Annotated in this window: 24 protein-coding genes; 16 read left to right on the top strand and 8 right to left on the bottom strand. The window is 72.8% G+C overall.

Translation table 11 applies throughout. The features are described 5' to 3' along the window. The first annotated feature begins 30 nt into the window (after positions 1-30). From OG625_RS04840 to OG625_RS04825, 4 genes are all read left to right on the top strand, one after another. A complete protein-coding gene (locus tag OG625_RS04840; protein ID WP_329376820.1) occupies positions 31-1,347 on the top strand; it encodes a cation:proton antiporter in 1,317 nt (438 codons plus the stop codon). 95 nt (positions 1,348-1,442) lie between these two features. After that, positions 1,443-2,021, top strand: coding sequence for a helix-turn-helix transcriptional regulator (locus tag OG625_RS04835; protein WP_329376819.1), 579 nt, complete (start codon positions 1,443-1,445; stop codon positions 2,019-2,021). Positions 2,022-2,266: 245 nt separating this feature from the next. After that, entirely contained in the window at positions 2,267-2,719 is a 453-nt protein-coding gene (locus tag OG625_RS04830) for a DUF6545 domain-containing protein (RefSeq protein ID WP_329376818.1), read from the top strand. Next, positions 2,716-4,146, top strand: coding sequence for a pyridine nucleotide-disulfide oxidoreductase (locus OG625_RS04825; protein ID WP_329376817.1), 1,431 nt, complete (start codon positions 2,716-2,718; stop codon positions 4,144-4,146). The genes OG625_RS04830 and OG625_RS04825 overlap by 4 nt, the downstream gene beginning before the upstream one ends. 52 nt (positions 4,147-4,198) lie before the next feature. Here the strand turns inward: OG625_RS04825 and OG625_RS04820 are convergent, their stop codons facing one another. The 4 genes from OG625_RS04820 to OG625_RS04805 all read right to left on the bottom strand — a co-directional run bounded on the left by OG625_RS04820 (position 4,199) and on the right by OG625_RS04805 (position 7,969). Then, positions 4,199-4,600 (bottom strand): hypothetical protein, encoded by a 402-nt coding sequence (locus OG625_RS04820; RefSeq protein ID WP_329376816.1) that lies wholly within the window; start codon positions 4,598-4,600, stop codon positions 4,199-4,201. A gap of 20 nt (positions 4,601-4,620) precedes the next feature. After that, positions 4,621-5,565: an SCO0930 family lipoprotein gene (locus OG625_RS04815; protein WP_329376815.1), complete on the bottom strand. Its 945-nt coding sequence runs from the start codon at positions 5,563-5,565 to the stop codon at positions 4,621-4,623. Positions 5,566-5,714: 149 nt separating this feature from the next. After that, on the bottom strand, positions 5,715-7,163 hold the full coding sequence (locus tag OG625_RS04810) for an NADH-ubiquinone oxidoreductase-F iron-sulfur binding region domain-containing protein (protein ID WP_329376814.1): 1,449 nt from the start codon (positions 7,161-7,163) through the stop codon (positions 5,715-5,717). Further along, positions 7,160-7,969 carry a hypothetical protein gene (locus OG625_RS04805; RefSeq protein ID WP_329376813.1) on the bottom strand — a complete coding sequence of 270 codons (810 nt, stop codon included), beginning with the start codon at positions 7,967-7,969 and terminating at the stop codon, positions 7,160-7,162. Before OG625_RS04805 ends, OG625_RS04810 begins: the two co-directional genes overlap by 4 nt. Before the next feature lie 190 nt (positions 7,970-8,159). On the opposite strand from OG625_RS04805, the gene OG625_RS04800 reads away from it, so the two are divergent. Then, complete coding sequence (locus tag OG625_RS04800) at positions 8,160-9,302, top strand: PucR family transcriptional regulator (RefSeq protein ID WP_329376812.1); 1,143 nt, start codon at positions 8,160-8,162, stop codon at positions 9,300-9,302. 115 nt (positions 9,303-9,417) lie between these two features. On the opposite strand, the gene OG625_RS04795 is transcribed toward OG625_RS04800, so the two are convergent. The 3 genes from OG625_RS04795 to OG625_RS04785 all read right to left on the bottom strand — a co-directional run bounded on the left by OG625_RS04795 (position 9,418) and on the right by OG625_RS04785 (position 12,982). Next, positions 9,418-10,764, bottom strand: a complete 1,347-nt coding sequence (locus OG625_RS04795) for a DUF1996 domain-containing protein (protein WP_329376811.1) — start codon at positions 10,762-10,764, stop codon at positions 9,418-9,420. Further along, positions 10,745-11,539 carry a DUF4142 domain-containing protein gene (locus OG625_RS04790; protein WP_443067862.1) on the bottom strand — a complete coding sequence of 265 codons (795 nt, stop codon included), beginning with the start codon at positions 11,537-11,539 and terminating at the stop codon, positions 10,745-10,747. The genes OG625_RS04795 and OG625_RS04790 overlap by 20 nt, the downstream gene beginning before the upstream one ends. Positions 11,540-11,656: 117 nt before the next feature. After that, positions 11,657-12,982 carry a phosphoribosyltransferase family protein gene (locus tag OG625_RS04785; RefSeq protein WP_329376809.1) on the bottom strand — a complete coding sequence of 442 codons (1,326 nt, stop codon included), beginning with the start codon at positions 12,980-12,982 and terminating at the stop codon, positions 11,657-11,659. 242 nt (positions 12,983-13,224) lie between these two features. Here OG625_RS04785 and OG625_RS04780 point away from each other — a divergent pair, with 242 nt between their 5' ends. Both OG625_RS04780 and OG625_RS04775 read left to right on the top strand, forming a co-directional pair. Then, complete coding sequence (locus OG625_RS04780; protein ID WP_329376808.1) at positions 13,225-13,644, top strand: DUF6153 family protein; 420 nt, start codon at positions 13,225-13,227, stop codon at positions 13,642-13,644. A 77-nt stretch (positions 13,645-13,721) separates the two neighbouring features. Continuing rightward, complete coding sequence (locus tag OG625_RS04775; protein ID WP_329376807.1) at positions 13,722-14,357, top strand: DUF305 domain-containing protein; 636 nt, start codon at positions 13,722-13,724, stop codon at positions 14,355-14,357. Positions 14,358-14,418: 61 nt separating this feature from the next. Here the strand turns inward: OG625_RS04775 and OG625_RS04770 are convergent, their stop codons facing one another. Continuing rightward, positions 14,419-15,564, bottom strand: coding sequence for a hypothetical protein (locus OG625_RS04770; protein ID WP_329376806.1), 1,146 nt, complete (start codon positions 15,562-15,564; stop codon positions 14,419-14,421). 250 nt (positions 15,565-15,814) lie between these two features. Between OG625_RS04770 and OG625_RS04765 the strand changes: the two genes are divergently transcribed. From OG625_RS04765 to OG625_RS04725, 9 genes are all read left to right on the top strand, one after another. Continuing rightward, on the top strand, positions 15,815-16,414 hold the full coding sequence (locus tag OG625_RS04765; RefSeq protein WP_329376805.1) for an acyltransferase: 600 nt from the start codon (positions 15,815-15,817) through the stop codon (positions 16,412-16,414). A 404-nt stretch (positions 16,415-16,818) separates the two neighbouring features. Further along, positions 16,819-17,988: a hypothetical protein gene (locus OG625_RS04760; protein WP_329376804.1), complete on the top strand. Its 1,170-nt coding sequence runs from the start codon at positions 16,819-16,821 to the stop codon at positions 17,986-17,988. Then, positions 17,985-18,755 (top strand): WecB/TagA/CpsF family glycosyltransferase, encoded by a 771-nt coding sequence (locus tag OG625_RS04755; RefSeq protein WP_329376803.1) that lies wholly within the window; start codon positions 17,985-17,987, stop codon positions 18,753-18,755. The genes OG625_RS04760 and OG625_RS04755 overlap by 4 nt, the downstream gene beginning before the upstream one ends. Then, positions 18,755-20,011, top strand: coding sequence for a nucleotide sugar dehydrogenase (locus OG625_RS04750; RefSeq protein WP_329376802.1), 1,257 nt, complete (start codon positions 18,755-18,757; stop codon positions 20,009-20,011). Before OG625_RS04755 ends, OG625_RS04750 begins: the two co-directional genes overlap by 1 nt. A 3-nt stretch (positions 20,012-20,014) precedes the next feature. Beyond that, positions 20,015-21,136 (top strand): non-hydrolyzing UDP-N-acetylglucosamine 2-epimerase, encoded by a 1,122-nt coding sequence (gene wecB, locus OG625_RS04745; protein ID WP_329376801.1) that lies wholly within the window; start codon positions 20,015-20,017, stop codon positions 21,134-21,136. 63 nt (positions 21,137-21,199) lie between these two features. After that, positions 21,200-22,054 (top strand): chain length determinant protein, encoded by an 855-nt coding sequence (locus OG625_RS04740; RefSeq protein WP_329376800.1) that lies wholly within the window; start codon positions 21,200-21,202, stop codon positions 22,052-22,054. Then, positions 22,026-23,603, top strand: coding sequence for an oligosaccharide flippase family protein (locus tag OG625_RS04735; RefSeq protein ID WP_329376799.1), 1,578 nt, complete (start codon positions 22,026-22,028; stop codon positions 23,601-23,603). The genes OG625_RS04740 and OG625_RS04735 overlap by 29 nt, the downstream gene beginning before the upstream one ends. 4 nt (positions 23,604-23,607) lie before the next feature. Beyond that, positions 23,608-24,723, top strand: a complete 1,116-nt coding sequence (locus tag OG625_RS04730; protein WP_329376798.1) for a hypothetical protein — start codon at positions 23,608-23,610, stop codon at positions 24,721-24,723. A gap of 20 nt (positions 24,724-24,743) precedes the next feature. Further along, positions 24,744-25,541 carry a glycosyltransferase family 2 protein gene (locus OG625_RS04725; RefSeq protein ID WP_329376797.1) on the top strand — a complete coding sequence of 266 codons (798 nt, stop codon included), beginning with the start codon at positions 24,744-24,746 and terminating at the stop codon, positions 25,539-25,541. Positions 25,542-25,571: the final 30 nt, after the last annotated feature.

Raw genomic sequence — 25,571 nt, 5'->3', positions numbered from 1 at the left:
ACCGCCCCGACGGTTCGCAGAGGAGACCCGGTGGACCCGTCCCGGCTGACCGCCCTCGCCCCCGCCCTCGTGCTCCTTCTCGTCCTTGCCGCGACGGCGTGCTGCGCCCTGCTGGGCCGTCGGCTCGCGCGCGGGTTCGGGCAGCCCGGCATCGTCGGGGAGATCGCCTGCTGCCTCCTGCTCGGCGCGGCCCTCGTCGCGTGGGCGGACCGGGGCGGGCCCGGCGGGCTCGGCGGTCCCGGTTCGGCGGGCGTGGAACCGCTGGCGCAGGCGGGCCACTTGGGGCTGGCCCTCTTCCTCGTCGGGGCCGCTCACGAGATCCGTTCGGGCGTGACCCGGCTGCCCGGGCGCGCGGTGTTGTGGCTGTCGGCCGGTTCCGCGCTGCTGCCCATGGCCGCCGGAGCGCTGCTCGCGGTGTGGGTGCTGCGCACCGAGGACCCGCGGCTGCGCGGAACCGCCCCCACCGCGGCCCTGGTGCTGATGCTGGCGATCTCGCTGGCCGTCACGGCGGTGCCGGTGCTCGCCGGAATCCTCGCCGACCGGAAGATGCGGCACACCGAGACCGGGCGGCTCGCACTGGCCTCGGCCGTCTCCATCGACGCCGTCACCTGGGTCCTGCTGGCCGTGGCCGTCGGCCTCGCCACGGGCAACGGCGGTTTCCCCGCGGCGCTCGCGGTCCTGGCCGCCGGGGTCGCGGCGGCCGCCGTGCTGCGACGCCTCGCCGCCACGGCCGCGGTCGCAGCGCCGGCCGCACGGCACCCCCGGCTCGCGATCGTGGCCGTCGCCGCCCTGGCGTGCGCGGCGGCCGCCGGCACCCGGCACTTCGGGCTCACCGACGTGTTCGGGGCGGTCCTCGTCGGACTGGCCCTGCCCGCCGACGGCGAGCGCGGCCCCTGGACAGCCACCGCCGGAGCCCTCGGCCGGGCCGGGCGCCTGCTGCTGCCGCTGCTGTTCGTCGTCACCGGCACGACCCTGGCCTCCGGCCCCGAAGCCGTGCTCTCCTGGCGGGCACTGCTCTACGCGACCACCCTGGCCGTCGCCGCGAAGCTGACCGGCAGCTACCTCGGCGCCCGGCTGGGCGGCCTCACCCCCACCACCGGACTGCGGCTCGCCGCCCTGATGAACACCCGTGGCCTCACCGAGATCGTCGTCCTCCAAGCCGGTTACGCCGCGGGGATCCTGACGCCCGCGCTGCATCTGGCCCTCGTGGTCATGGCCCTGGTCACCACGGCGCTGTGCGGGCCGCTGCTGTGGGCCGTGGACCGCCGGGCGCCGGTTCCGGAGGGGATGCGGCGAACTGCCGGACGAAGGGGGCGAGTCGGAAGTAAACGATCGTTTCAGCTGTAGAATCGATCGTCATTCTGATCTAAGGTTTCGCAGGTCCGGGCACCGTCCCCAAGGCGCCGCGCAGGGACCGCAGTCGTCAACCACCAGGAGATTCCGTGACCGACGAGGGTGCCCCGCACCTGAAGAGCCTGGGACTCCTCGAAGAGCTGATCGAGAAGGCCGACCTCGACCGGGCCGCGGTCCTCGACCCGACCCCGCTCTCGCTCAGCACTGGCCTTCCCGTGAGCCTCGTACGCACGGGCCTGAGCCGGGGGCCGCTCCACGAGATCGACTTCCAGGAGCAGGTGGCGCAGCGGCTCGACTTCCTCCGGGAGACCCGCCGCCGCCCCGACGGCCTCCCGTACACGCAGGCCGACATCGCCGACGGCGCCGGTGTGACGCCCCAGTGGGTCGGCGAGCTCCTCAAGGGCCGCAAGGTGCCGAGCCTGGAACTGGCCGCCCGCATCGAAGACTTCTTCAAGGTCCCCCGCGGCTTCCTCACCGCGACGCCCTCCCAGGCACTCAACCGCGCCCTGGAGGAGAAGCTGGCGGGCGAGCAGGCCCGCCAGCTCGCGGACCTGCGGGAGCTCAAGGAGAGGTTCCAGCTGCGGTCGGTCGCGTTCCGCGGAGCCCCCGAGACCCTTGCCAAGATGCGCGACCTGCTGGACCACATCATGAACGACCAGCAGAAATGATCACGACGGAGGGGTGGGGATCATGAGGAGCCGGCGTCGACCGGACCGCCGGCTGGAGGAGGAGATGGTCCGGCTCTGCGACGAGCTGGACGTGGGCCTGGGCGAGCACGCCCACGCCCAAGGCGACATCGACGCACTGACGGCCCACATCGCCGAGCACCTCACCCACCACCGCGGCCGCCCGGTACGCATCCTGCGCCGCACCTTCCCTCAAGGCATCGGACCCGTATCCGGCCTCTGGCTCGATGTGGCGCCGCTACCACCAGCTGCAACCCGCCTGGCGGGAACTGCGCGTGGCGACCCGGCACAGCATCAACCTGGCCGGCGGCATCTCGACACCCATCGAAGTGCGGGTGACGCAGATCGAGTCCGACATCTACGACGGGATCCTCAGCGTCCACCCCTTCCTCAACCCCGAAGTGCGGGAACTGTCCCTGGCCGAGGCGCTCAAGACGGCCCCGACGGACGAGGATGCGGCCGTCATCGCCGATGCCGCCGTGCCGGCCCACGCCATCGTCATGTGGACCCGGCACGCGGCCGACCAGACCGACCCACCCGTACAGCCCGCCGGCGACGGACCCCTGCTCGTCTCCGCGAACAGCACCCCCGGCCTCGTACGCCTGTCCCAGGCCCTGTCGAGGTCCGGCATCGTCCGCGCCGCCCGTGAAGCCGCCGTCCTAGAGAGCAGTGCACGATGACCCAGAACCCTTCCGGCAGCCTCCGAGCCGTCGTCCTCGGCGGCGGACTGGCGGGCACCCTCGCCGCCGCGGCCCTGGCGCCGTACGTGGCGGAGGTCCTCGTCATCGAACGGGACTCCGCGCTCCCCGAGACCGCGACCCCCAGGCCGAGGCTGCCCCAGGCGGCACACGCCCACATGCTGTGGTCGGGCGGGGCCGACGCCATCGAGGAACTGCTCCCCGGCACCACCGCCACCTGGCTGGAGGCCGGCGCGCACCGCATCCCGATCCCGAACGGGATGGTCTCGTACTCGGCAGCGGGCTGGTTCCGGCGCTGGACCGAGACGCACTACCTCATCGGGGCCAGCCGCGACCTCATCGACTGGGGCGTGCGCACCGGACTGAAGGCCCACCCGAACGTCCGGGTACGCGCCGGCGTGAAGATCGGCGGACTGGTGGGCGACGGATCCAGGGTGACGGGCGTCCGCGTCCTGGACGAGGGCCGGGAGGAGAGCGTCGTCGACGCGGACCTCGTCGTCGACGCGACGGGCCGCGATTCCAAGGCCCCGGAGTGGCTCGCGGAGATCGGCGGGCCCGTGGTCGCCGAGACCGTCGTGGACGCCGGCGTGCGCTACGCCAGCCGTCGCTACCGGGCGCCGGAAGGCGCCGAATCCAACTGGCCGGTCATTCACATCCAGGCGGACCCGCGGGAGGGGAGACCCGGCCAGGTGGTGTCCATCATCTCCATCGAAGACGGCCAGTGGCACGTCAGCCTCTCCGGTACCCGCGGCGGCGAGCCGAGCGCCGACGAGCAGCTCTTCGAGGAGTTCGCCAGGGGCGTGCGGCATCCGCTGGCCGCCGACTTCCTGGCCCGCGCCGAACCGATCGGCGAGGTGGTCGTCTTCGGCCGGACCGCCAACCGGCAGCGGCAGTTCGAGAAGGCCGCCATGCCGGAGGGGTTCGTCGTCCTCGGCGACGCGGCGACCAGCCTGAATCCGGTCTACGGCCACGGCATGTCCGCCGCGGCGCTCGGCGCCCTGGCCCTGCGCGACACCGCCGCGAAGATCCCGGTGACCGCGCCGAAGTTCGCCGCGCGGGCCCAGAAGGCCATCGCCCGCCCGGCCGCCGCCGCCTGGCTCCTGGCCGTGGGTCAGGACCGCTTCTACCCGGGCGCCGTCGGCAAGGCGCCCAACCTGGCCGACAAGCTCGCGGCCCGGTACGTCCAGCGGCTGAACCGCGCCGCGATCGGCAACTTCCTCGTCGTACGGGCACTGACCGACGTGATGACGATGAAGAAGCCCGCCGCGATCCTCGGCAGCCCCGACGTCCTGGTCGCGGCCGCCCGCGGACTGCGCCGCCCCTTGCTCGACGGGCCTCCGCTGACGGAGCGGGAGCAGAGCGTCCTGGACCGCGAACCCCTGAGGGCCGAGGTGAACAAGACCTCCTGAGGGGCCACGTCGCGGACGGCGTGCCCGTCCGCGACATGACCCGGGGCAGGGTTCACGGGTGGTGCGGCCCGTGCGGGGTGCCGGTGTCCAGGGAGCCGCCCAGGCGGTCGCGCAGGGAACTCAGCGCGCCGGTTTCCCGGGTGGTCACCACCCAGCGGTTCCCGACCAGGTAACTGCCGCCGTACACGCGGGCCTCGGCCAGCCAGGAGCGGAGCCCCTCGTCGGCGGCGAAGGTGGCCATCCGGTAGGCCCCCTGCCCGGTCTCACAGCCGCCCTGCCGCAACTCCTCGGCCTCCACGCTCACTTCGGCGGTGCAGCCGATGGCCGAGGCGATCTCCTCGATCGAGACGGAACGCGTCGCCGGGGCCCGGGCGGGGCCCGGCGCGGCGCATCCTCCGACGCAGAGCAGCGCACCGCACGCCGCCGCGGCGACCGCGCCGACCGCGCGGGCCAAGGGGGCGATGGCCGTCGGTGCTAGACGGATGACTTCGCCTTCTTCCCCTTGTCCGTCACGGCGAACCAGAGGCCCTGCTTTCCCTGGCCGCTGATGTCCCCGGGTTGTTTGTCGCCCGTGAACGTGTAGACGGGCCAGCAGTCGATCGTCAATTGTTCCGTACCGTCCGGGCGCTTCACCGATCCGACCAATTCGGCGGCTATTCCGGAAATGCTCGCCTTGTCGACCGGCTCGGCGGGTTTCCAGGTGTCCAGGCAGGAATCCAGACAGCCGATCTTCATCGGCCAGGCGCTGTCCTTGTCGAACCGGTACAAGGTGCGGCCCTCCGCATCCGCGAGAATTCCGCCGAGCGTCGGGTTCTGTACGACGGACAGCTCGGCGCCGGGCTTCTCCGCCTCGGCCGGAGGGGCGCCCGCCGCCGGATTTCCGTCCGCCCCCACCACGTGCCACGTTCCGCCGACACCCTCCCCGAGCGCTTCGCCCGCCGCGGTGTCCTTGGCGTAGCGGTACACGGGCCGGCCGGCCAGGGTCAGCTGGCGGGTTCCGTCGGCCCGGAGCACCGATCCGAGGAGGCCCGCCTCGATGCCCTCGCCCGCCGTGGCGTCGTCCGCCGCGACCGGGGGCCAGGCCTTGGCGCAGTCCCCGTCGCAGTTGGACTTGGGGGGCTCGGCCGTGTCCTTGTCGAACCGGTAGAGGGTGCGGCCCTCCCCGTCGGTGACGGCGGCGCCCACGGCCGGGATGTCCCGCACCTTCAACTGCCCCGCCCCGGCCGCCGTGACGGTGCCCGGATCGCTTCCGTAGCCGGCGCCGCCCGTATCGTACGCGGACCCGATCTTCGCGCTGTCGGCCACCGGCGCGGCCCCGCCCGATTTCCCCGCGGAATCCCCGCCGTAGCCGCATCCGGCCGTCAGCAGCAGAACTGCGACAGCCGACCCGGAGAGCATCCCACTCCGTATTCTCTTCACGATCGATCGCTCCTTCGGATTCGCTCGGATTCGTTCCCGTGTTCTCGTGTTCCGGTGTTTCAATGTTTCTGTGCTTCGTCATTGATACGGGGAACGGTGCGGCGGAAGTGAACATCGCCCGGAATTTGTCCGATCACGCCAAACGGGGCTCAGCCCTGAATGCGCAGCGCGAGTGCCGGGCAGCGCCGGACCGCGCGCAGTGCCTTCGGGCGCAGTCGCGCCGGCACCGCCATGGACGCCTCCGCCGGATAGCCGTCCGCGTCCAGGCGCACGACATCGGGGAGGACGTCCACGCACAGCCCGTGCCCCCGGCACAGCGTCCAGTCCACGACCAGCCGCTCCGGACTCTCGTCCCGGGGGAGCGGCAGCGCCCCCAGCACCCGCCGCCCGCAGCCGCTGCCCAGCGCGTGGTCGCGGAACTCCTCCGGGAACGCGGACAGGGCAGAGGCCACGAACTGCGAGGTCCCGTCGGGATGGCTACAGGCACCCCGGCCCCGGACCGCCCGCAGCCGCGCCTCCACCGCTTCGAGGGCTGCGCGGCCCCCGCCCCGCACGGAGTCCTCCAGTACGTCGGCCAGCGCGGGCAGCCCCCGTACGCAGGGCCCGCACTGGCCCGCCGACTCCCTCGCCATCCACCGGGTCACCCGGGCCACCTCCCCGGCGGGGCAGGTGTCCTCGGGCAGCGGCAGCACCGCCCCCGCCCCCAGGACCGCGCCGAGGGCGGCGAGGGCCTGCCGGGACACCTGCGCGGCGCGCGCGGACCCCGGGTCCAGCCACCTTCCGTGGTAGCCGCCGACCAGTACGCCCTGACCGGGCTCGGCTCCGCACAGCTGGAGCACGTAGGAGAGGGAGGCGCCGGTCGGCACCTCGACGACCGTGGAACCGGCGACCGTCAGCAGGACGGTGCCCGGCTCGGCCGGCAGACCGGCCGTCCGGTACTCCCGCGCGCCGAGCCGTGCGGCGACGGCGAGTTGGGCGAAGGTCTCGGTGTTCGAGAGCAGGGTGGGCAAGCCGCCCAGGCCGCGTTCGCTGGTCCGCACCTTCTGCCCCGACGGCAGCGCGGCGCCGCCGTTCAGGCCGTCCACCAGGGCCGTCCCCTCGCCCGTCACGAAGCGCTCGGGCAGCCTCGCCACGCGGACCCGGCGGCCCGCGGGACCGCGTTCCGCGACGGCTTCGCGTACCGACTGCTCCACGTCCGGCCGCGTGACGGCCACGGCCACCTCCTCGGCGCCGAGCGCGCCGGCGGCCAGCAGGGCCCCGTCGAGCACGAGGTGCGGGGCGTGCAGCAGGAGCGCCGTGTCCTTGAGGCAACTCGGCTCGCCCTCACTGCCGTTGACGACCACGGCCGTGAGCCCGTCCCGCCCCCGGGCCGACCGGGCGACCGCACGCAGCTTCCGCGCGAAGGGGAAACCGGCCCCGCCCCGCCCCCGCAGGTCGATCTCATCGGCGAGGGTGACCAGTTCCTCCAGACATTGCCGGGGCAGCGTGCCGTGCACGGCCAGATGCGCCTCGCGGTCGAGCCGGGCGGCCCGGTCCAGCCCGGCCAGCAGCCTCGGAGCGCCCACGCAGCCGAGGCCCGGGCGCGGTCCGGCGGTCACCTCCACCGCTCCTGGCCGGCGAGTTCCTCGACCCGGGGAGCATGGACCGCAGCCCTGCGCAAGGACGTACGGCGCCCGGATGCCCGGCGACGCACCGGTATGCGCCGGCCGATCGATTTCCCGGCGTCCGCGGGCGGGGCGATGGGAGGCGAAGCCACCCCGCGCACCGTGGACTTGAGGCGGAGCACGAGGACGGCGGCCACCCCGACCAGGCACAGCGCGTAGGCCGTCGTCACCCACGCGCCCGCCGGGCGGCCCGACTTCAGGCCGTGCACCAGGGATGCGCCCCACGCCGGGTAGGCACCGAGGTGCAGCGCCCGCCACCACAGCGAGCGGCTCCGGGTGGCGAACGCGCTGCGCACCCCGCCGGACACCGCGACGGCCACGAAGAGGTACCCGGCCAGTGTGCCGAGGCCGATCAGGAACGGCTGCTCCCCGTCGGCGAACGGAACCGCCGCCGCGGCCGTGCCCGTTCTCCCCTCCGCCACCTTGACCCAGATGTGGAGGGCCAGGAAGCCCAGCCCGGCCACGGCCAGGCCGCGGTGCACGCCCTGGGCGAGCAGCCGGTGGCCCGACCCCAGAACGGCCCGGTCGGCGGCCATCAGCCCCCACAGGACGGTGGCGGTGAGCGAGACGAGCGAGAGGACGCCCGCCCCGAAGTCGAGGAACTCCCAGAGGTGGGTCAGGGCGCCGGCGCGGGCCGCGACGACGGTGGAGACGAGGGCGGCGGCCGCGAGGCTGAGCGCGCCGGGGCGGCGGCGCCGGGCCCGGTGCGAGCGGGGTGGGTGCGGCTGGGGCAGAGGCATCCGGTTCTCCTGTGAACTCCGAGCCGACAGACGGGTCTTGGGGACGGAGTGCAGAAGCATCGTGGACCTGTGCGGCACCTCCACAGGATTTATCGAAACGTGATAATTTCTCGCACCGCGTCTCCGGCGCATCGAACAAGACCGGAAGACTCCCCTTCGTCAAGACCTCACCGGCACGAACGAGGTAACGATGTGCGAACTTCTGAACCGCATCTGGTCCCGCCCGCGCGGCGAGTGGACCCGTGTCCTGCGCAGGGAACTCCCCGCGCTGGCGGCCGAGATAGTGGAGGAGCTTCTGCATGGAGATCCGGAACTTTCCGAACTTGTCGATGACAACGATGCCGTTGACGGCGAACTGCTCAGACAGAGGGTGGAAGGCGCCCTCCTTACCGCGCTCGGCTACCGCGATCCGGCCGATGGAGCCGACGCCGGGGCCGAAGCCGGGGCCGACGCCGGGGCCGAAGCCGGGGACGGCTCCGAAACCGATCCCCACACCGAATCCGGCACGGAACCCGAAACGGAGGAATCGCAGGTAGGCGCACAGGCGCGGCAAGAGCTCTTCGCGGCCCTCACCGACGACCGGGCCGCGTCCGCGAGCTCCCTCGCCGAGCTCGCCCAGGCGGCCGGCTGGCCCCTCCCCGTGGCCGTACGGGCCATCGCGCTCGCCGCACCCGGTGAGACGCGGCAGCTGGCAGCCGTACTGGAGGACGCCCTCGTCGGTGTGTTCGCGGGCCGCCCGTGCCTGCTGGTTCCGACCTCCGACCCGGACGCCCGGACCCCCCTGGAACTCCCGCTGCGCGGCCGCTGCGCCGCCGTCGGCCATGCCGTCCCGCTCCGCGACGCCGCGTCCTCGCTGCGCTGGGCGCTGCGCCTGCTCGCCCTGACTCCCGCCCGCGGCGGTCTGGACGCCCGGACCGTCTTCGTGGACGACCACCTCTCCACCCTGCTGCTGCTCCAGGACGAGCCCCTGGCCCACGCGCTGGCCGCCCGGTGGCTGCGCCCACTGGCGGACCTGACCCCCCGCCAGAGCGAACGGCTGGAGGTGACCCTGCTCGCCTGGCTGGAAGGCGGCGGAGCCCCCGAGGCCGCCAAGGCCCTCAGCGTCCACCCGCAGACCGTGCGCTACCGGATGCGCCAGCTGGAGAAGCTCTTCGGAACGGGGCTCCGGGACCCCCGCACCCGGTTCGAACTGGAGATGGCCCTGCGCAGCCGCCGGCTGATGGCCCAAGTGCGGCGCCGGCACTCGCGGGTGGGCCGCCGGACGCCCCGCGTGGTCACGGCCGACTTCACGCCCGTGGTCGTCGATCGGATGGCCCGCGTCAACGGCCTGTAGCCGGAAACGCAAGGAGGGGAGCACGCGGTGTTGGCCCGGAGCCTGAGGGCTCCGGGCCAACACCTTTCCCGGGTCGGGCGCGGCGGCAGGGGGAGGGGGCGCCCGCCCCGGGAGCTCAGCGGCAGCTACGGCCGGAGTTGACGCAGTCCACGGCCCTGTCCATCAGGCCGGGCGACATCACGTTGATGAAGTCACCGTGGTCGGTCACCGGCTTGTGCAGCTGCTCGGGGAAGCTGTCCACGGCGAACCGGGCGCCCGGCGCGATGCCGTAGGTGATCCGCTGCACCAGCTGCGGCACCGCGGTGAAGCCCTTCGGGCAGCGGCCCGCGCGGTCCGTGAAGGCCATGTGCGTACGGTGGTTGGCGCTGTCGGTGTTCCGCCCGTCCCAGCAGCTCTGAAAGGTGAAGGTGCGGACCACGTCGCTGCCCTTCGGACAGATCGGGTACTTGTCCTTCAGCTGCCGGTCCTCGAAACCGGTGCAGCTCCACGAGGCGTTGGCGTTGGCCGTGCCGTTGGTGAACGCCTTCGCGTCGCCCGTGATGACCCGCAGGAAGCGGGGCATCGCCGTGACCCGGCCTACGGGACTGCCCTGGAAGGTGAGGGTGACCTGCTTGGGCCGCAGGATGGTGCCCACGTTGCCGTCCTGGCCGCCGCCGGGAGCCCGGGCGTCCCGCTCGGCCTTCCCGTCGCGCAGCCGCAGCACCGGCCAGTAGTAGCTGGACTGGTCGCCGTTGGCACAGGTGGTGCCGGCGGCGGCGAGGCTGTTGTTGGTGGAGAAGGCGTCCGTGGACACGTTGCCCACGTAGTCGTGCATGTGGTGGGCGCCGTTGGAGACGCCGGGCGCCACGATGACGTTGTCGGGGTTGAAGTGGCCGTTCTCGTTGCGGCCGCACTTCGAGGTGAACGTGCCCTTGGAGGCGTCCGCCGACGGCGCGGGGGTGCGCACGTTCGGCCGGACCTTGGTGATGGAGACGAAGTCGCTGCGCGCGGGACCTCCCTTGCGTACGGAGGCCGGTTCCCCGGCCGTCGCGTCCTCGGCGGGAGCCTGCTTCATCCGGCAGCCGCTCAAGTCCGTGAGCTCGTCGGGACGCCCGCCGGACCGGCCCACCGCGTCGGCCAGCCGGTTGATGGTCGTATCGCGCTGCCGGCGGAGCTCGCCGAGGAGGGCGTCTCCCCGCGCCTCACCGGCCGCGAGCCGCCGGTAGGCGTCGGCCACCTGGACGTCCAGCTGGGCGAGGCCCTCGTCGACCTCGGCCTTCGCCTGCTCGGGGACGGAAGTGAGCCGCGTTCCGATGTCCGGGCAGTCGATCGTGGCCGTCAACTGCCCTGCCCCGTCGTCGTCCTGTCCTGCGGAGGCGTTGCCCGCGACGACGGCGACCCCGCCGGCGCCCAGCGCCAGAGCGGAGACCACGGCGAGCAGTGCGCCCGGCATTCGGCGGCGTTCATGACCCTGTCGACTCATGCGATGACTTCTTCCTCGATGGGATCGGGGGAGCGGGGGAGGAGGGGGCCGGGGACGGGGCGGCCGGTGCGGGAACGGCAGGGGAGGAGCGGGCCGGCGACGGCACCGGGCTCGCGTCGGAGAGCGCGTCGAAGTCGACCAGACCGCTCTCCTCCAGGACCGTGATGTGGTCCAGGACCGTGGCGTTGGCGGAGGTGGCGAGGGCGCGGACCATGGAGTTGCGGGTCTGTGCCCGCACCCCGGCCAGCAGCGCGAACACCTTCCCGTGCGCCCGGCGCAGGAGCTGGATGAACAGCCTTTCGTACGCGTCTCCCTGAGCCTGCGTCAGCTGCCCCAGCCATTCCTGCTGTTGCGAGGTGGGCTGATTGGGCAGGTCGACGCCGAGGGCCTGGCCGACGCGGATGACCTGCTGGTCCAGGTCGGTGTGGCCCTCGACGAGGTGATCCCCGGCCGTGCGCACCGAGGCGCGCGTCCCGCGCTGCTGGGCCTGCCGGCCGGCGGGCAGCTCCCACAGCCCGGCCAGCCGGACCTTGCGGACGAAGTCCCGGTCCGCGGCGGTCAACGGCCCGTACGCCGTGCTCATGGTCCCGGCGCCGTCGTCCTCGCCCGCCGCGCCCGCGGTCCCTGCCGCGCTTCCGGCCGGGGTCCGGCTGCCGAATCCCTCGACGGGAATCAGCAGCGCGATCAGGGTGACGGCGAGGGCGGTGATGACGACACCGTTCGCGATCGTGTGCCGCGTGGCCACCGACAGGCTGTTGATGGATCGCCACCGCAGTGACAGCACAGTGCCTCCTCGCTCCGTGGGTGTCACGGGACGCTAGGCCACCTGTGGTGTCCGTACGGGAGGACCATCACCCTTGGACAAACAATCGGGCGGGCCCGGAGAAGGCTGTTATCTTGCCGCGTTCGCCAAGTGGCGGGTGAACCACTCCCGGGCCAGTTCCGCGACCTCGTCGAGCGCCCCCGGCTCCTCGAAGAGGTGCGTGGCGCCCGGGACCACGTCGAGCCGGTTCTCGCAGCGCAGCTCCGCCTTCGCCTGCCGGTTGAGTTCCAGCACCGTCGTATCGCGGCCGCCGACGATGAGCAGCGTGGGCGCCCGTACGTCGCCCAGCCACGGCCCGGCCAGGTCCGGGCGGCCGCCCCGGGAGACCACGGCGCCGATCTCCGCGTCGGGCCGCGCGGCGGCCAGCAGCGCGGCCGCGGCTCCCGTGCTCGCCCCGAAGTAGCCGATGGCCCCGGGCGCGTACGTGCTCCGCAGCCAGCGCGTCGCGTCCGAGAGGCGCCCGGCCAGGGGCTCGACGGCGAACACGTTCGACCGGTCGGCCTCCTCGGAGGGCGTGAGCAGGTCGAAGAGCAGGGTGCCCAGGCCCGCCCGGTTCAGCGCGGCCGCCACGGCGCGGTTGCGGGGGCTGCGGCGGCTGCTGCCGGAGCCGTGGGCGAACATGACGACCGCACCGGAGTTCCCGGTGTTCCCGGCGGCCTCCGGCAGGGCGAGGTCCCCGGCCAGCCGCAGCGCGCCCCGGTCGACCTCTACCTCCACCTCGACCTCCACGTCGGCTTCGGCTTCGGTGGGGCGCGGGGCGTGGGTCCCGGCCTCCGCCAGCAGGGCGACGACCTCCTCGTCGGCGGTCTGGGAGAAGTCCTGGTACCACTCGCCCACCGCCCGGAAGGCACGCGGCGTGGACAGGCACACCACCTCGTCGGCCGCGCCGCGCAGCCACGCGACCGCGTCCGGCGGAGCCACCGGCGCGGCGAGCACCACGCGGGACGCTCCCTGCGCGCGGGCGACCTCGCACGCGGCGGCCGCGGTGGCGCCCGTGGCGATCCCGTCGTCCACCACGATCGCGGTGCGCCCGACGAGGGAGAGCCGCGGCCGGCCCTCGCGCAGGCGGTGCGCCTGCCGGCCGAGGGCCTCCTGCGCGCTGCGTTCCACGGCGGCTACGTCCTCGGGGGCCACCCGGGCCTGGCGGACGATGTCCTCGCTGATGATCCGTACGCCGCCCTCGCCGATGGCCCCGAAGCCCAGCTCCTGGTGGTAGGGGACCCCGAGCTTGCGCACGACGATCACGTCCAGCGGAGCCCCGAGCTCCCGCGCCACCTGGAAGGCCACCGGTACCCCGCCCCGGGGCAGCCCAAGGACGACCGGATCCTCCGTCGCCACATGTCGTAGCGCCGCGGCGAGACGCCGACCCGCGTCGGCCCGATCGGTGAAGAACACCTTGGCTCACCCCCGTCCAGGGGAGACAGAACCCACGCAACTCCGTCCGCGGCCGAAACGCAAGCGGGCCGTCCCACGATGCGGTCCCACGACGCGGTCCCGACGCGGTCCCACGACGCGGTCCCACGACGCGGTCCCACGACGCGGTCCCACGACGCGGTCCCACGACGCGGTCCCACGACGCGGTCCCACGACGCGGGCCCGCCGACGCGGTCGGCCCGCCGCTTCCGTACGATGGCCGCATGATCTCCCGCGTGCAGCCGTCGAGCCGCCGCCCGGCAGGGCGCGGCTTCGTGCTGCTCGTACTCGCGGTGCTGGCCGGTGTGCTGGCCATGCACGGCCTGGGCCCCGGTCCCTCCCTCGCACGTACCCCCGCGGCGGTCGGCGGCCACGTCATGGCGGCGGGCCACCATGAACCGGCCGGTACGGTGGTCGGCGCGCCCGAGGGCTGCTCGCACACCGACGGCGGATCCGGCCACACGCACCACGCGGACGCCACCTGCGCGGCCACCGGTATCGGTACCGCGTACGCCCCGCCGGCCCCGGCGGCCGCCCTTGAGGGCGCACCGGCGGCCGAGGCGCCCCACGCCGTCGCCACGGCGTCGGCGCAGAGCGGACGGGGCCCGCCCGACCTGGCCGAACTGCAACTCCTGCGGATCTAGGACGACCCGCACGGCGCCCCTCCGGGGGCTGCCGCGCTCCGTCGCATCCTCAATTCCGGACAAGGAGTCGCACCATCATGCGCAAGCACCGTTCCCTCATCCGCCGTACCGCCACCGCCGTCGCGGCCGTGGCCACGGCCACGCTCGTCCTCGCCGCCTGCGGGTCGGGCGACGACGCCAACGCCGGGCACGGCGGCCACAGCTACTCCGCCGCGCCGACGGACTCGGCGTCCGCCGCGCAGGGGCAGCACAACGCCGCCGACGTGGCCTTCGCCAAGGGGATGATCCCCCACCACCGGCAGGCCGTGGAGATGGCGGACCTCGCCCCCTCCCGCGCCGAGTCGGCCGAGGTCAAGAAGCTCGCCGAGGAGATCAAGAAGGCCCAGGACCCGGAGATCAGGACCCTCTCCGGGTGGCTGACCTCCTGGGGCGAGCAGGTGCCCGCCGAGGGCGCCGCGGACCACTCCGGGCACGGCGCCGGCGGAGCGGGCGGGATGATGACGGCCGGGGAGATGGACCAGCTCGGAAAGTCCTCCGGCAAGGCGTTCGACACCGCCTTCATGCAGCTGATGATCAAGCACCACGAAGGCGCGGTCGCGATGGCCCGCACGGAGAAGACCGAGGGGGCCTTCCCGGAGGCCAAGACGATGGCCGACGCGATCATCAGCTCGCAGACCGCCGAGATCGACAGGATGAACGGCCTGCTGGGCTGACCGACCCGCGCCTGACGGGGGCCACCGGACCGCGCTCCGGTGGCCCCCGCCGTTCACGGTCCTACGCGGAGACCGCGCGCTCGGCGGTCTCCGCGCGGGACACGGCCACCCGCAGGGTCAGGGCGCTCGCGACCCCCGCCGCCAGCCCGAAGGTCAGGGCGGCCGGGATGCCGTTGCCGACGTGGGCGAACAGCTGCAGGGGCCCGTACAGCAGGCCGTACCGGTCCGTCGGCACCCGCAGCAGCTGGCTCGCCAGCAGCCCGATGACGGTCGCGCAGACCGCGCCCACCGCCATCGCCGGGACGGTGGCCCGGGTGAGCAGGAGGGGCAGCCGCCGCAGCGCCACCCACACGACGACGAGCAGCAGTGCGTCGATGGCCCGGCCCAGGAGCCAGTCGCCGATCGCGCCGCCCGACGGGGCGCCCCAGCCGCCGAGCAGCATCCACTGGCGGAGGAGTTCGCCCGGTTCGGCGAACAGCCCGCCGTCCGGGGAGAGCGTCTGGATCGAGGCGGCGACCGACTGGTACGAGAGCACCACCAGGGACAGCGCGATCACCGCCGTGCCCACGGTGGCGGCCAGCCGGGCGGCGCGCGCGGGGACGATGTTCTGCGGCAGCGGACCGGCGCCCCTGGCCGTGATGCGCGCCGTCAGCACGGTCACCGCCGCCGCGACCAGCGCGGTCACCGCCACGGCCTGCCGCCCGGAGGAGATCACACTCGCCAACTGGGGCAGGAGGCGATAGCTGCCGCGCCCCATCGAGGCGATCAGCCACGGCGCGGACGCCGTCACCGCCAGCATCCCGGCCACCATGCCCCAGGCCCACACCGCGAGCAGCGCGGCCGTCACCCGGCCGCGCACCGGCGGGAGCCTGCGGACCAGCAGCAGCGCCCCGGGCACGAAGAAGACGAAGACCGCCGCGAAGCGGATCTGCATCCCGGTCCTGTGCAGCGAGCCGTAGCGGGTGCCGTCGAACCGGGTGGATCCCGTGGTCCCGCCGGACGGCTCGGCACCGAGCGGGAGCGCCTGCGGAATCTCGTACGACCAGGGGAGGAGCCAGCGGTCGAGCTCGGCCGCGAGCCGGCCACCGATCACGTCGGTGCTGCCCGGCAGGTGCAGGGCCTGGGCACTGGCCCCGGCCCACCAAAGGAGCGCAGTGAGGAGCAGCCCTCCGACCAGTGCCGGTATCGCCGCGCGCCGATATGTCATGTACTGCCCCCGCCTTGATCGCTCATCCGGTGAATCCGCTGATCATGGAGCGTACGAGCCCCGGACGGCGCACGCACGGCCGGGCCGCGGCCCGGCCGCATCACCGCCGCATCTCCGCCTGACTCCGCCCCCTCAAGTCCGTTTGTCTAACAGTGGGTTGATCCACCGGGTGCGGTCGGCCGACGGCGCTTATGCTCCGCTCGTAGGCCCGCGCGTCCCGGGGCCTCGCGAGCCGTAAGGGGAACGCGCCGTGGGTGTCCGCATTCAACCCTCCTCCCAGGTCGACGAGTCGGCCGAGCTCGGCGAGGGGACCACCATCTGGGATCTGGCACAGATACGGGAGGACGCCCGGCTCGGGCGCGGGTGCATCGTGGGGCGCGGAGCGTACGTCGGGCCGGGCGTTCGCATCGGTAACCACGTGAAGCTGCAGAACTACGCCCTCGTGTACGAGCCCGCCGTGCTCGGTGACGGCGTGTTCATCGGCCCGGCGGCCGTGCTCACCAACGACTTCTACCCGCGCGCGGTCGACCCCGAAGGCCGGCTGAAGCGCGACGGCGACTGGGAGGCCGCCGGAGTCGTGGTGGCCGAGGGGGCCTCGCTCGGAGCCCGGTCGGTGTGCGTGGCCGGGGTGCGGATCGGGCGCTGGGCGCTGGTGGGGGCCGGCGCCGTGGTGACCCGGGACGTTCCCGACTTCGCACTCGTGGCCGGGGTACCGGCCCGGCGGACCGGCTGGGTGGGGAAGGCCGGAGTCCGCCTGGTGGAGCGCGCGCAGGAGCCGGGCGTCTGGGAGTGCCCGAGCACCGGCGACCTGTACGAGGAGAAGGGCGGCACGCTCGCCGAGCGCAGCTGACGGAATGTCGGCAATTTAGGGCAACGGCATTTCCTCAAAACCACAATCAACGAACATCCATGGGCATACCGTGTCCCTGCACAACGGGATCTGAGCAGGCAACAGGCCTTGCTCAGTGGGGGGTTGTACACGACGAGGGCACCGGGGCAGTGTCATGTCCGGGCGCGGAAACACCGCTCCCGACGGCACCGCCCGTCACGTGTGCCCCGGTCCGCGGCATCGCTGGGGGGTTCCAGACGCAGCCGTAGGACGGTTCGTGCCATCGGCGCAAGGACGCCGTGGGCCCGGACGCCGTTCGCGCAATCCCCCTCCGCCGAGCGATCAGAGGGGATAAGTGTGTTGGAGCGCTACGGCTCGGACATACGGGGTGCCCGGAGCACCCGGGGAGTCGGGGTGGGGGCCCGATGACCACCAAACGATTAGCAGCACTGGCCCACGAGGACCCGGCCCTGCACGCCCTCGCCGAGCGGCTGCTCGCACTGGCCGAAACGGGCCTGCCCGCGATGTACCTGCCCGGGGAACAGACCTTCGTTTTCACCCGGGTGGGCAAGGTGTCGCCCGACGGCACCCGCGGCCTGGAGCAGCGCGGGACCAGCACCCGGTACGCGGCCATCACCGCGCTCGGGGCCCGCTTCCTGCCCGAGGAGCGCCAGCGCGCCCTGTTCGGCGGACGCACCGCCGAGGAGTTCACGGGGCTGCTGGTGCAGCGGCTGCCCGGAGTGGTCAACCTCGGCGACGCGGCGCTCATCGCCTGGGCGGCCGCCGAGACGGGCCACGCCAAGCTGTCCGACGCCCTCGACCGGGTGGCCGCCCTGGACCTGCCGGGACGGCCGCAGTACACGGTCGAGGCGGCCTGGGTGCTCTCCGCCCTCGCCGCCGCCCGGGGCGCGGTGGACGTGGAGGACCGGATCCCGGCCGCCCGCGACCGCCTGCTCGCGGCCAGGGCCGCGGACAGCCCGCTGTTCCCGCACGCCACCGGGGAGGGGCTGGTCCCCGGCTACCGCTCCCACGTGGCCTGCTTCGCCGACCAGACCTATCCGCTCCAGGCCCTCGCCAGGCTGCACGCCGGCGGCGAGGACCCGCAGGCCCTGGCGGCCGCGGACGCCTGCGCCGCCCGGATCTGCGCCCTGCAGGGGGACGGCGGACAGTGGTGGTGGCACTACGACGCCCGGCACGGCACCGTGGTGGAGGGCTTCCCCGTCTACAGCGTCCACCAGCACGCCATGGCCCCGACCGCCCTGTTCGATCTGGCCGAGGCGGGCGGCACGGACTTCGGTACGGAGATCTGTCGCGGGCTGCGCTGGATGACGGAGGTCCCCGAAATCGCCGGGCCAACGGGCACCCCGCGCGAGCCGATGATCCGCGAGGAGCTCGGCGTCACCTGGCGCAAGGTTCACCGCGGCGACCCGAAGAAGGCCGTCCGCGCCGCCCGCGGACTCACCACCCGGGTGGCGCCCCGTGCACGGCTCGCACCACTCGACGGGATCTTCCGGCCCCTCGCCGTGGACCGCGAGTGCCGCCCGTACGAGTTCGGCTGGATGCTGTTCGCCTGGCTCGGGGGGCCGCACAGATGACGAGTCGCCAGTACCTCTTCGGGGTCGGACTGGACCCCCTGACCATGGACGAGACCGTTCAGCGCTGCCTGGACGCCGTCCGCCGCGGCGAGCAGATCGAGATCGGCATGGTCAACGCCGCGAAGCTCGTCAACATGCGGCGCGATCCCCGCCTCGCCGAGGCCGTGGCCGGCTGCGACCTCGTCCTCGCCGACGGCCAGGCGGTGGTCTGGGCCGGCCGCGTCCTGGGCGTCAGGCTGCCCGAACGGGTCGCGGGAATCGACCTGTTCATGCGACTGCTCGCCGCGGCCGAGGTGGCGGACATCCCCGTCTACCTGCTCGGCGCCCGGCAGGACGTCCTGGAGCGGATGCTCCGCCAGATCTCCGAACGGTTCCCGAAGCTGTACGTGGCGGGCAGCCGCAACGGCTACTTCGACGACGCCGACCAGGAGTCGGTCGCCGAGGCCGTCTCCGACAGCCGGGCCGGGCTGCTGTTCCTCGGCATGACCTCGCCCAAGAAGGAGATCTTCACCGCCGGTTACGGCAAGCGCACCGGCGCCAACGTCGTGCACGGCGTCGGCGGCTCCTTCGACATCCTCGCCGGGATCACCAAGCGGGCCCCCCTGCTCTGGCAGCGGATGGGACTCGAATGGTTCTACCGCACCCTCCAGGAGCCCCGCCGGCTCGGCAAGCGCTACCTCACCACCAATGCCGCCTTCCTCGCCATGACGGCCCGGGAACTCGTCCGCCGCACACCGCCTGCCGGCCTTGCGAACAGGAGTCGCTGATGCGCGTCGTCGTCGTGGGCCAGGGATACGTCGGACTCCCGCTGGCCATCCGGGCCGCCGAAGTCGGCCACCAAGTGATCGGGTACGACGTGGACTCCCGGCGGGTCAAGAGCCTCGCCGCCGGAGAGTCCTTCGTGGAGGACGTCTCCTCGGAGCGGCTCGTCCGGGCACTGGAGCGCGGCAGCTACCGGCCCAGTGAACTGGCCCGGGACTGCGGCGGTTTCGACGTCGCCGTCGTCACGGTCCCCACCCCCCTGCGGGAAGGCACACCCGACCTGCGTTACATCGAGGAGTCGGCCCGCACCCTGGCCCGCTTCCTGCGGCCCGGAGCCACGGTCGTCCTGGAGTCCACCACCTACCCGGGCACCACCGAGGAACTGTTCGCGCCCATCCTGGAGGACGGCTCCGGGCTCACCGCCGGCGCCGACTTCCACCTCGGCTACAGCCCCGAACGCATCGACCCCGGCAACGCCGTCTGGGGCTTCCAGCAGACCCCCAAGGTGGTCTCCGGCGTCGACGCCGCCTCGCTCAAGGCGGTCGAGGCGTTCTACGGGGAACTCGTCGACACCACCGTGCCGGTGAGCTCGCCCAAGGAGGCCGAGCTGGCCAAACTGCTGGAGAACACCTTCCGGCACGTGAACATCGCCCTGGTCAACGAGATAGCGATGTTCGCCCGGCACCTCGACATCGACGTCTGGCAGGCCATCGAAGCGGCCTCCAGCAAGCCCTTCGGCTTCATGAAGTTCACCCCCGGCCCCGGGGTCGGCGGACACTGCCTGCCCATCGACCCCTCGTACCTCTCCTGGCGCGTACAGCGCGAACTCGGCCAGAACTTCCGCTTCGTCGAACTCGCCAACGACATCAACAGCCACATGCCCGAGTACGTGGCCCGCCGCGTCATCGACGCGCTCAACGCCAAACGCCGCTCCGTCAACGGCTCCCGGGTCCTGCTGCTCGGGCTCGCCTACAAGAAGAACACCGGCGACGCCCGGGAGTCCCCCGCGGTGCGGGTCTCCCAGCTGCTCATCGACATGGGCGCCAAGGTGCGGGCGGCCGACCCGCACGTCGTGGAGAGCATCGAGGTCGACGCCCGGCTGGTCCGCGTCGAGCCGACCCGCAAGGAGATCGCGGCCGCCGACGTGGTCGTCCTGATCACCGACCACGACACCTTCGACTACCAGCTGATCGCCGAGCACGCCTCCTTCGTACTGGACTGCCGCAACCGGCTCGCCGGGCCCAACGTGGAGGTGCTCTGAAGCATGGGCGGAACGACGAGGATCATCTGCGTCGCCGGAGCGCGACCCAACTACATGAAGATCAAACCGGTGATGGACGCACTGGAGCGCCGCGGCGCCGAGGTGATCCTGGTCCACACCGGCCAGCACTACGACGAGTCCATGAACGACGTCTTCTTCCGCGACCTCGGCATCCGGCCGCCGGACCGGTACCTGGGCGCCGGCTCCGGCACCCACGCCGAACAGACCGGCCGGGTGATGACCGCCTTCGAGCCGCTGGTCGACGAACTGGCCCCGGACGCCGTGGTGGTGGTCGGGGACATCAACTCCACGCTCGCCTGCGCCCTGGTGACCGCGAAGGCCGGCCCGCTGCTGGCCCACGTCGAAGCCGGACTGCGCAGCCGCGACTGGAGCATGCCCGAGGAGGTCAACCGGGTCGCCACCGACCGGCTCAGCGACTACCTGCTGGCCCCCTCGCCCGACGCCGCCGCGAACCTGCGGGCCGAGGGCTACCGGGAGGACCAGATCCACGTCGTCGGCAACGTCATGATCGACACCCTCCTCGCCAACCTCGACCGGGCCCGGCAGTCGGACGTCCTCGACCGCTACGGCCTGACCCGCGGCGGCTACGGCCTGGTCACCCTGCACCGGCCCGCCAACGTGGACGACCCCGGGGCCCTGCGCGGCCTGCTCAAGGCCCTGGGCGAGATCGCCGACCGCTGCCCGCTGCTGCTGCCCGTGCACCCGCGGGCCGCCGAACGGCTGGCCGAACTGAGCGTACCCGGCGGCATCAGGCTCGTACCGGCCGCCGGGTACCTCGACTTCATCGCCCTGCAGGACTCAGCCCGCCTGGTGCTCACCGACTCCGGGGGCATCCAGGAGGAGACCACCGCGCTGGGCGTGCCCTGCGTGACCCTGCGGGAGAACACCGAGCGCCCCATCACGGTGGAGCAGGGGACCAACGTCCTCGCGGGCACGGACCCGGAACGCGTCGTGGCCACCGTGCACCGGGTGCTCGACGACCCGCCCGCGCCACGCTGCCCCGAACTCTGGGACGGCCGCGCGAGCGAACGGATCGCCGAGGTCCTGCTGGACGGCGGGAGCGCCCGCTCCCGGCACCGGCCCACCGACCTGGTCGCGCAGTAGTTCAGACGGATCAGTGGATCAGGCAGTTCAGGCAGTACAGGCAGTACGGAGAAGGGGAAGACCATGGATCTCGCCGAGATCTGGCGGGTCATGCGCAGGCGCTGGTACGTGCTGCTGCCTGGACTGCTGATCACCGCGGCGCTCGTCGTCGGCGTTCACCTGGTGGTGCCGGTGACGTACCGGTCGCAGAGCACGGTGACCCTGCTCAACTCGCAGAAGGCCACCGAGGCCTACGACGGCAACCCCTTCCTGAGCACGCAGACCTCCCTCACCGGCATGGCCGACGGGCTCGCCCGCAACCTCAACTCCGACGCCTCGCTGGCCGACCTCAAGGAGCTGGGCGTCACCGGAACCACCGAGGCGAAGATCGCCGACAATGCCCTGGGCCCGTTCATGTGGCTCATCGCCACCGGGAGCGACCCGGACCGCGTCCTGGAGTCGGACCGGAAGCTCACCGCCTACGCCGAGCAGCGGCTGACCGAGTTCCAGTCGGAGCAGAAGGTCGCCCCGGACGCCATGATCCGCATGGCGACGATCGTGCCGCCGCAGAAGCCGGTGGCCGAGACCAAGACCAGGCTGCAGTACCTCGTCATGGCCGGGGGCCTGGGCCTGGTGCTCAGCATCGTCGCCGCCTTCTACGTGGAGGCGCGCAAGAGGTCGCACAAGCCAGAGCCCAAGGCGGAGACGGGGACGGAGCCCGAGACGGAGCCCGAGCCGGAGACCCAGGGCGCCGAGCCGCCGGAGGAGACGACCGCCCCCATCCCCTCGACCGAGGAATCGGTCGTGGAAAGGACGCTCGCCATCCGCCGGCCGCCCAAGTGGGCGCGGTCCGCCGCGCCGCCCGCCGCCGTGCCGTCCGCCGCCGAGCCGCTCGACGAGGAGTCGACTCATGGACACCGCCCGCGCACCGGACAGTGAGACCGGTGAGCCGAGCGACGCCCCCGCTCCTCCCGCTCTTCCCGTGCCCCCGCTCCCCACGTCTCCCTCGCTCGGCGGGAAGGTCCGTTCGGCGGCCCGGTGGAGCCTGATCAACACCGTCGTCATGCGCCTGGGCAACTTCGCGACCGGCATCGTGCTGGCACGCTTCGCCCTGGGCCCCGCGGAATGGGGCGTGTACGGCATCGCCCAGACGGTGCTGCTGGTCCTGCTCTCCGCGAACGAGCTGGGCGTGGGTCTGGCCATCGTGCGCTGGGAGGGGGACGCACGGCGGTTCGCGCCGACCGTGCTCACCCTCAGCGCCCTCTCCAGCGGCCTGCTGTACGTGGCACTGTTCGCGGCGGCACCGACGGTGGCGGGTTTGCTCGGCTCGCCGGACGCCGCGGGCGTCCTGCGGGTGATGTGCCTGTGCGTGGTGATCGACGGAGTGGCACAGGTGCCCGGCCACTTCCTCACCCGCGAGTTCGCCCAGGGCAAGCGGATGCTCATCGACGGGCTCAACTTCGTGGTCAGCACCACGGTGACGCTGCTGCTCGCCTTCGAGGGCTGGGGCGCGATGAGCTTCGCCTGGGGAGCCGTGGCGGGGAACGTCGTGACGCTGATCGGCTGCGCGCTGGCCGCACCGGGCACCCTGAAGTTCGGCTGGGACCCCGAACAGGCCCGGGCGCTGCTCAGGTTCGGGCTTCCGCTGGCCGGCGCGAGCATGCTGGCCCTCGCCGTGGTCAACGTCGACACCATGGTGGTGGGCGCGACGCTGGGCAATGTGGCTCTGGGCTTCTACGTGCTCGCCTTCAACATGTCCGGCTGGCCCGTGCGGATCATCTCCGAGGCCGCCCGCCGGGTCTCCTTCGCCGGCTTCTCCCGCCTGGCCGACACGCCCCAGGAGCTGGCCCGGGGCTTCAGCCGTGCCCTGGGCGTAGTGATCACCGCCACCGTCCCGCTGTGCGTCCTGCTGGGCTGTTTCGCGGGGCCGGCCATCCAGCTGATCTACGGGAGCCAATGGGCTCCCGCCGCCGCGGCGCTGCCCTGGCTGATGGCCCTCGGCCTCATCCGCATCGGCAGCGAACTCGCCTACGACTGCCTGGTCGCGATCGGACAGCGCCGGTCGCTCTTCCTCGTGCAGGGCCTGTGGCTGGTGGCCCTGATCCCGGTGCTCCTCGTCGGCGCCCGCCTGAACGGCATCGTCGGAGCCTCACAGGCCCATGTCCTGGTCGCCGGCGGCATGGTGGTGCCCGTGTTCCTGTTCGCCCTCAGCCGTGGGGGCATCGGTGTCGGCCGGATCGCCAGGGCCTGCGCGTGGCCCTTCCTCGGCGGGGCCGTGATGGCCACGATCATCCTCGGCCTGCGGGGCCCGTTGGGCGACGGCCCGCTCGCGCACCTCGCCATCGGCACGATCGCCCTGGCCGGCTACACGCTGTGCGTACTGCCCAGCCGCGACTTCCTGCGCGGCGTCGGCCGCGGCGACCGGCCCCAGCGCGGCCGGCACCGGTCGTCGGCTCCGGTTCGGCCCACCCCAAAGGACATGAGGTGACCTGATGTCACGGCACATCAGCCGAAACCCGCTCGTGGGACTGCTGCTCGCCGCCTTACTGGCGGTGCTGTGCGCGGCCTGCTCGGGAGCGGACCGGTCCGCGTCGTCGTCGGACTGCCCGGATGACGCGCTGACCTGCCCCGCGCCCGGGCCGTCGGCGTCTCCGAGCGCCGAACCCTCGACCACCGTCGGCGAAGCGACGGACGGCCCCGCCACCTCGCCGTCCCCGACGGGGAAGCCCACCGCGCCGAAGGGTACCGGCAGCGCGTCCGGCACCCGTGCCCCCGCGGCCAAGACCGCTTGCGCCTCTCCCCGCGACTGCGGCTTCCCCGGCGCCGACACCACCGGCCCGCGGATCCCCCTCACGCCCCACAAGACCGGCTACATGGCCGTCCGTACCAACGGGCTCGTCATCCGGGGGTGGGACATCACCGGCTCGCTCGACATCTACGCGAACGACGTCACCGTCATCGACACCAAGATCACATCGGACAACTGGTGGGGCATCAACCTGCGCCCCGGTTACAGCGGCCTGCGGGTCCTGCACTCCACCATCACCGCCGTGCCCGGCAAGGGGCCGGACAACGGCGGCGTGGACTACGCGGTGTCGAACATGGGGGGCAGTTCCATCGAGGTCGGATGGTGCGACGTCTCGGTGTTCGGCGACGCCCTGTCCATGGGGCAGGGCAACATCCACGACAACTACGTGCACGACATCGTCCCGTTCATCAACCTGGGCGGCGAGTGGCAGCACACCAACGCGGTGATCAGCGGCGGCGGCAACACCGGCGACCTGATCATCCGCCACAACACCCTGCTCAACGAGACCAGCCTCAAGCAGGGCGCCTCGGGGAGCATCGGCCTGTTCGCGGACACCGGGGTGGTCCGGAACGTCACCGTCGACAACAACTGGATCGCCGGCGGCGCGTACGCCCTCTACGGCGGGAGTACCGGCGCCACCGGGATCAAGGTCACCGACAACATCTTCTCGACGCAGTTCCACCCCCACTCCGGAGGCTACGGCGTCGTCGCCCACTGGAACCACAGCGGCGCCGGAAACGTGTGGCGGAACAACCGGATGTCCGACGGCCGCCCGATCGAGCCCGAGCCGGCCCCGTGAGCGGCCTCGGGAGCCGCCTCGTGCGCCGTGTCGCGCGGGCACCCTGGACGCTGCTCAAGACGTCGTTCGGCTGGCTGGTGCTCTTCGAGGCCAGGAACAAGGTCCTGCTGGCCCCCACCGCGGTGCGGCTGCGCCGGATCGAGGACGCCGAGACCCGACGGCTGGCCGTCGCCCTGCCCTCGCCGCCCTCGGCGCTGGTCGCCACGGTGATCGCGACCCACAGGCGCCCCGAGGCCCTGCGCGCCGCGGTCCGCTCGGCCCTGGACCAGACCGCTCGCGACCAGGTCGTCATCGTGGTCGACGACGGTGCCGGACTGCCCGAACTCCCCGACGATCCACGACTGTTCGCCGTATCGCTGGCACACAACACCGGCGTGGCGGGCGTCGTGCGCAACGTGGGCATCCGCCTCACCCGCTCGCGGTACGTGGCCTTCCTGGACGACGACAACCTGTGGGAGCCCGACCACCTGGCGCGGGCGCTTGCGGTCCTGGAGTCCCCGGCCGGACCCGACGGCGTCTACACGGCACTGCGCCGCGTCCTGCCCGACGGCACCGAGAAGGACGTCCTTTCGGTGCCCTACGACCGGCGCCGCGCCGCCCGCGAGGCCTTCCTGGACACCAACGCCTTCGTCGCCCGCCGCAATCGCTCCCTGCACTTCAGCCGCCTGCGCCGGACACCGGAAGTGCTGCCCCGCGAGGACTGGGAGCTGATCCGCCGCTACGGCCGTCGGTACCAGGTGCTCCACGTCCCGCACCCCACCGTCCGCTACCTCATGAACCCGGCCAGCTTCTACACGCAATGGAGACAGCCCAGTTGAGGACTGCTCCCCTTCCCCTCCGACCACAGG

The organism is Streptomyces sp. NBC_01351, assembly GCF_036237315.1.
In the GTDB taxonomy this organism is placed as follows: domain Bacteria; phylum Actinomycetota; class Actinomycetes; order Streptomycetales; family Streptomycetaceae; genus Streptomyces.
Note: the sequence above shows the minus strand (reverse complement) of the source record. Positions and strands in the feature narration are given on the sequence as shown.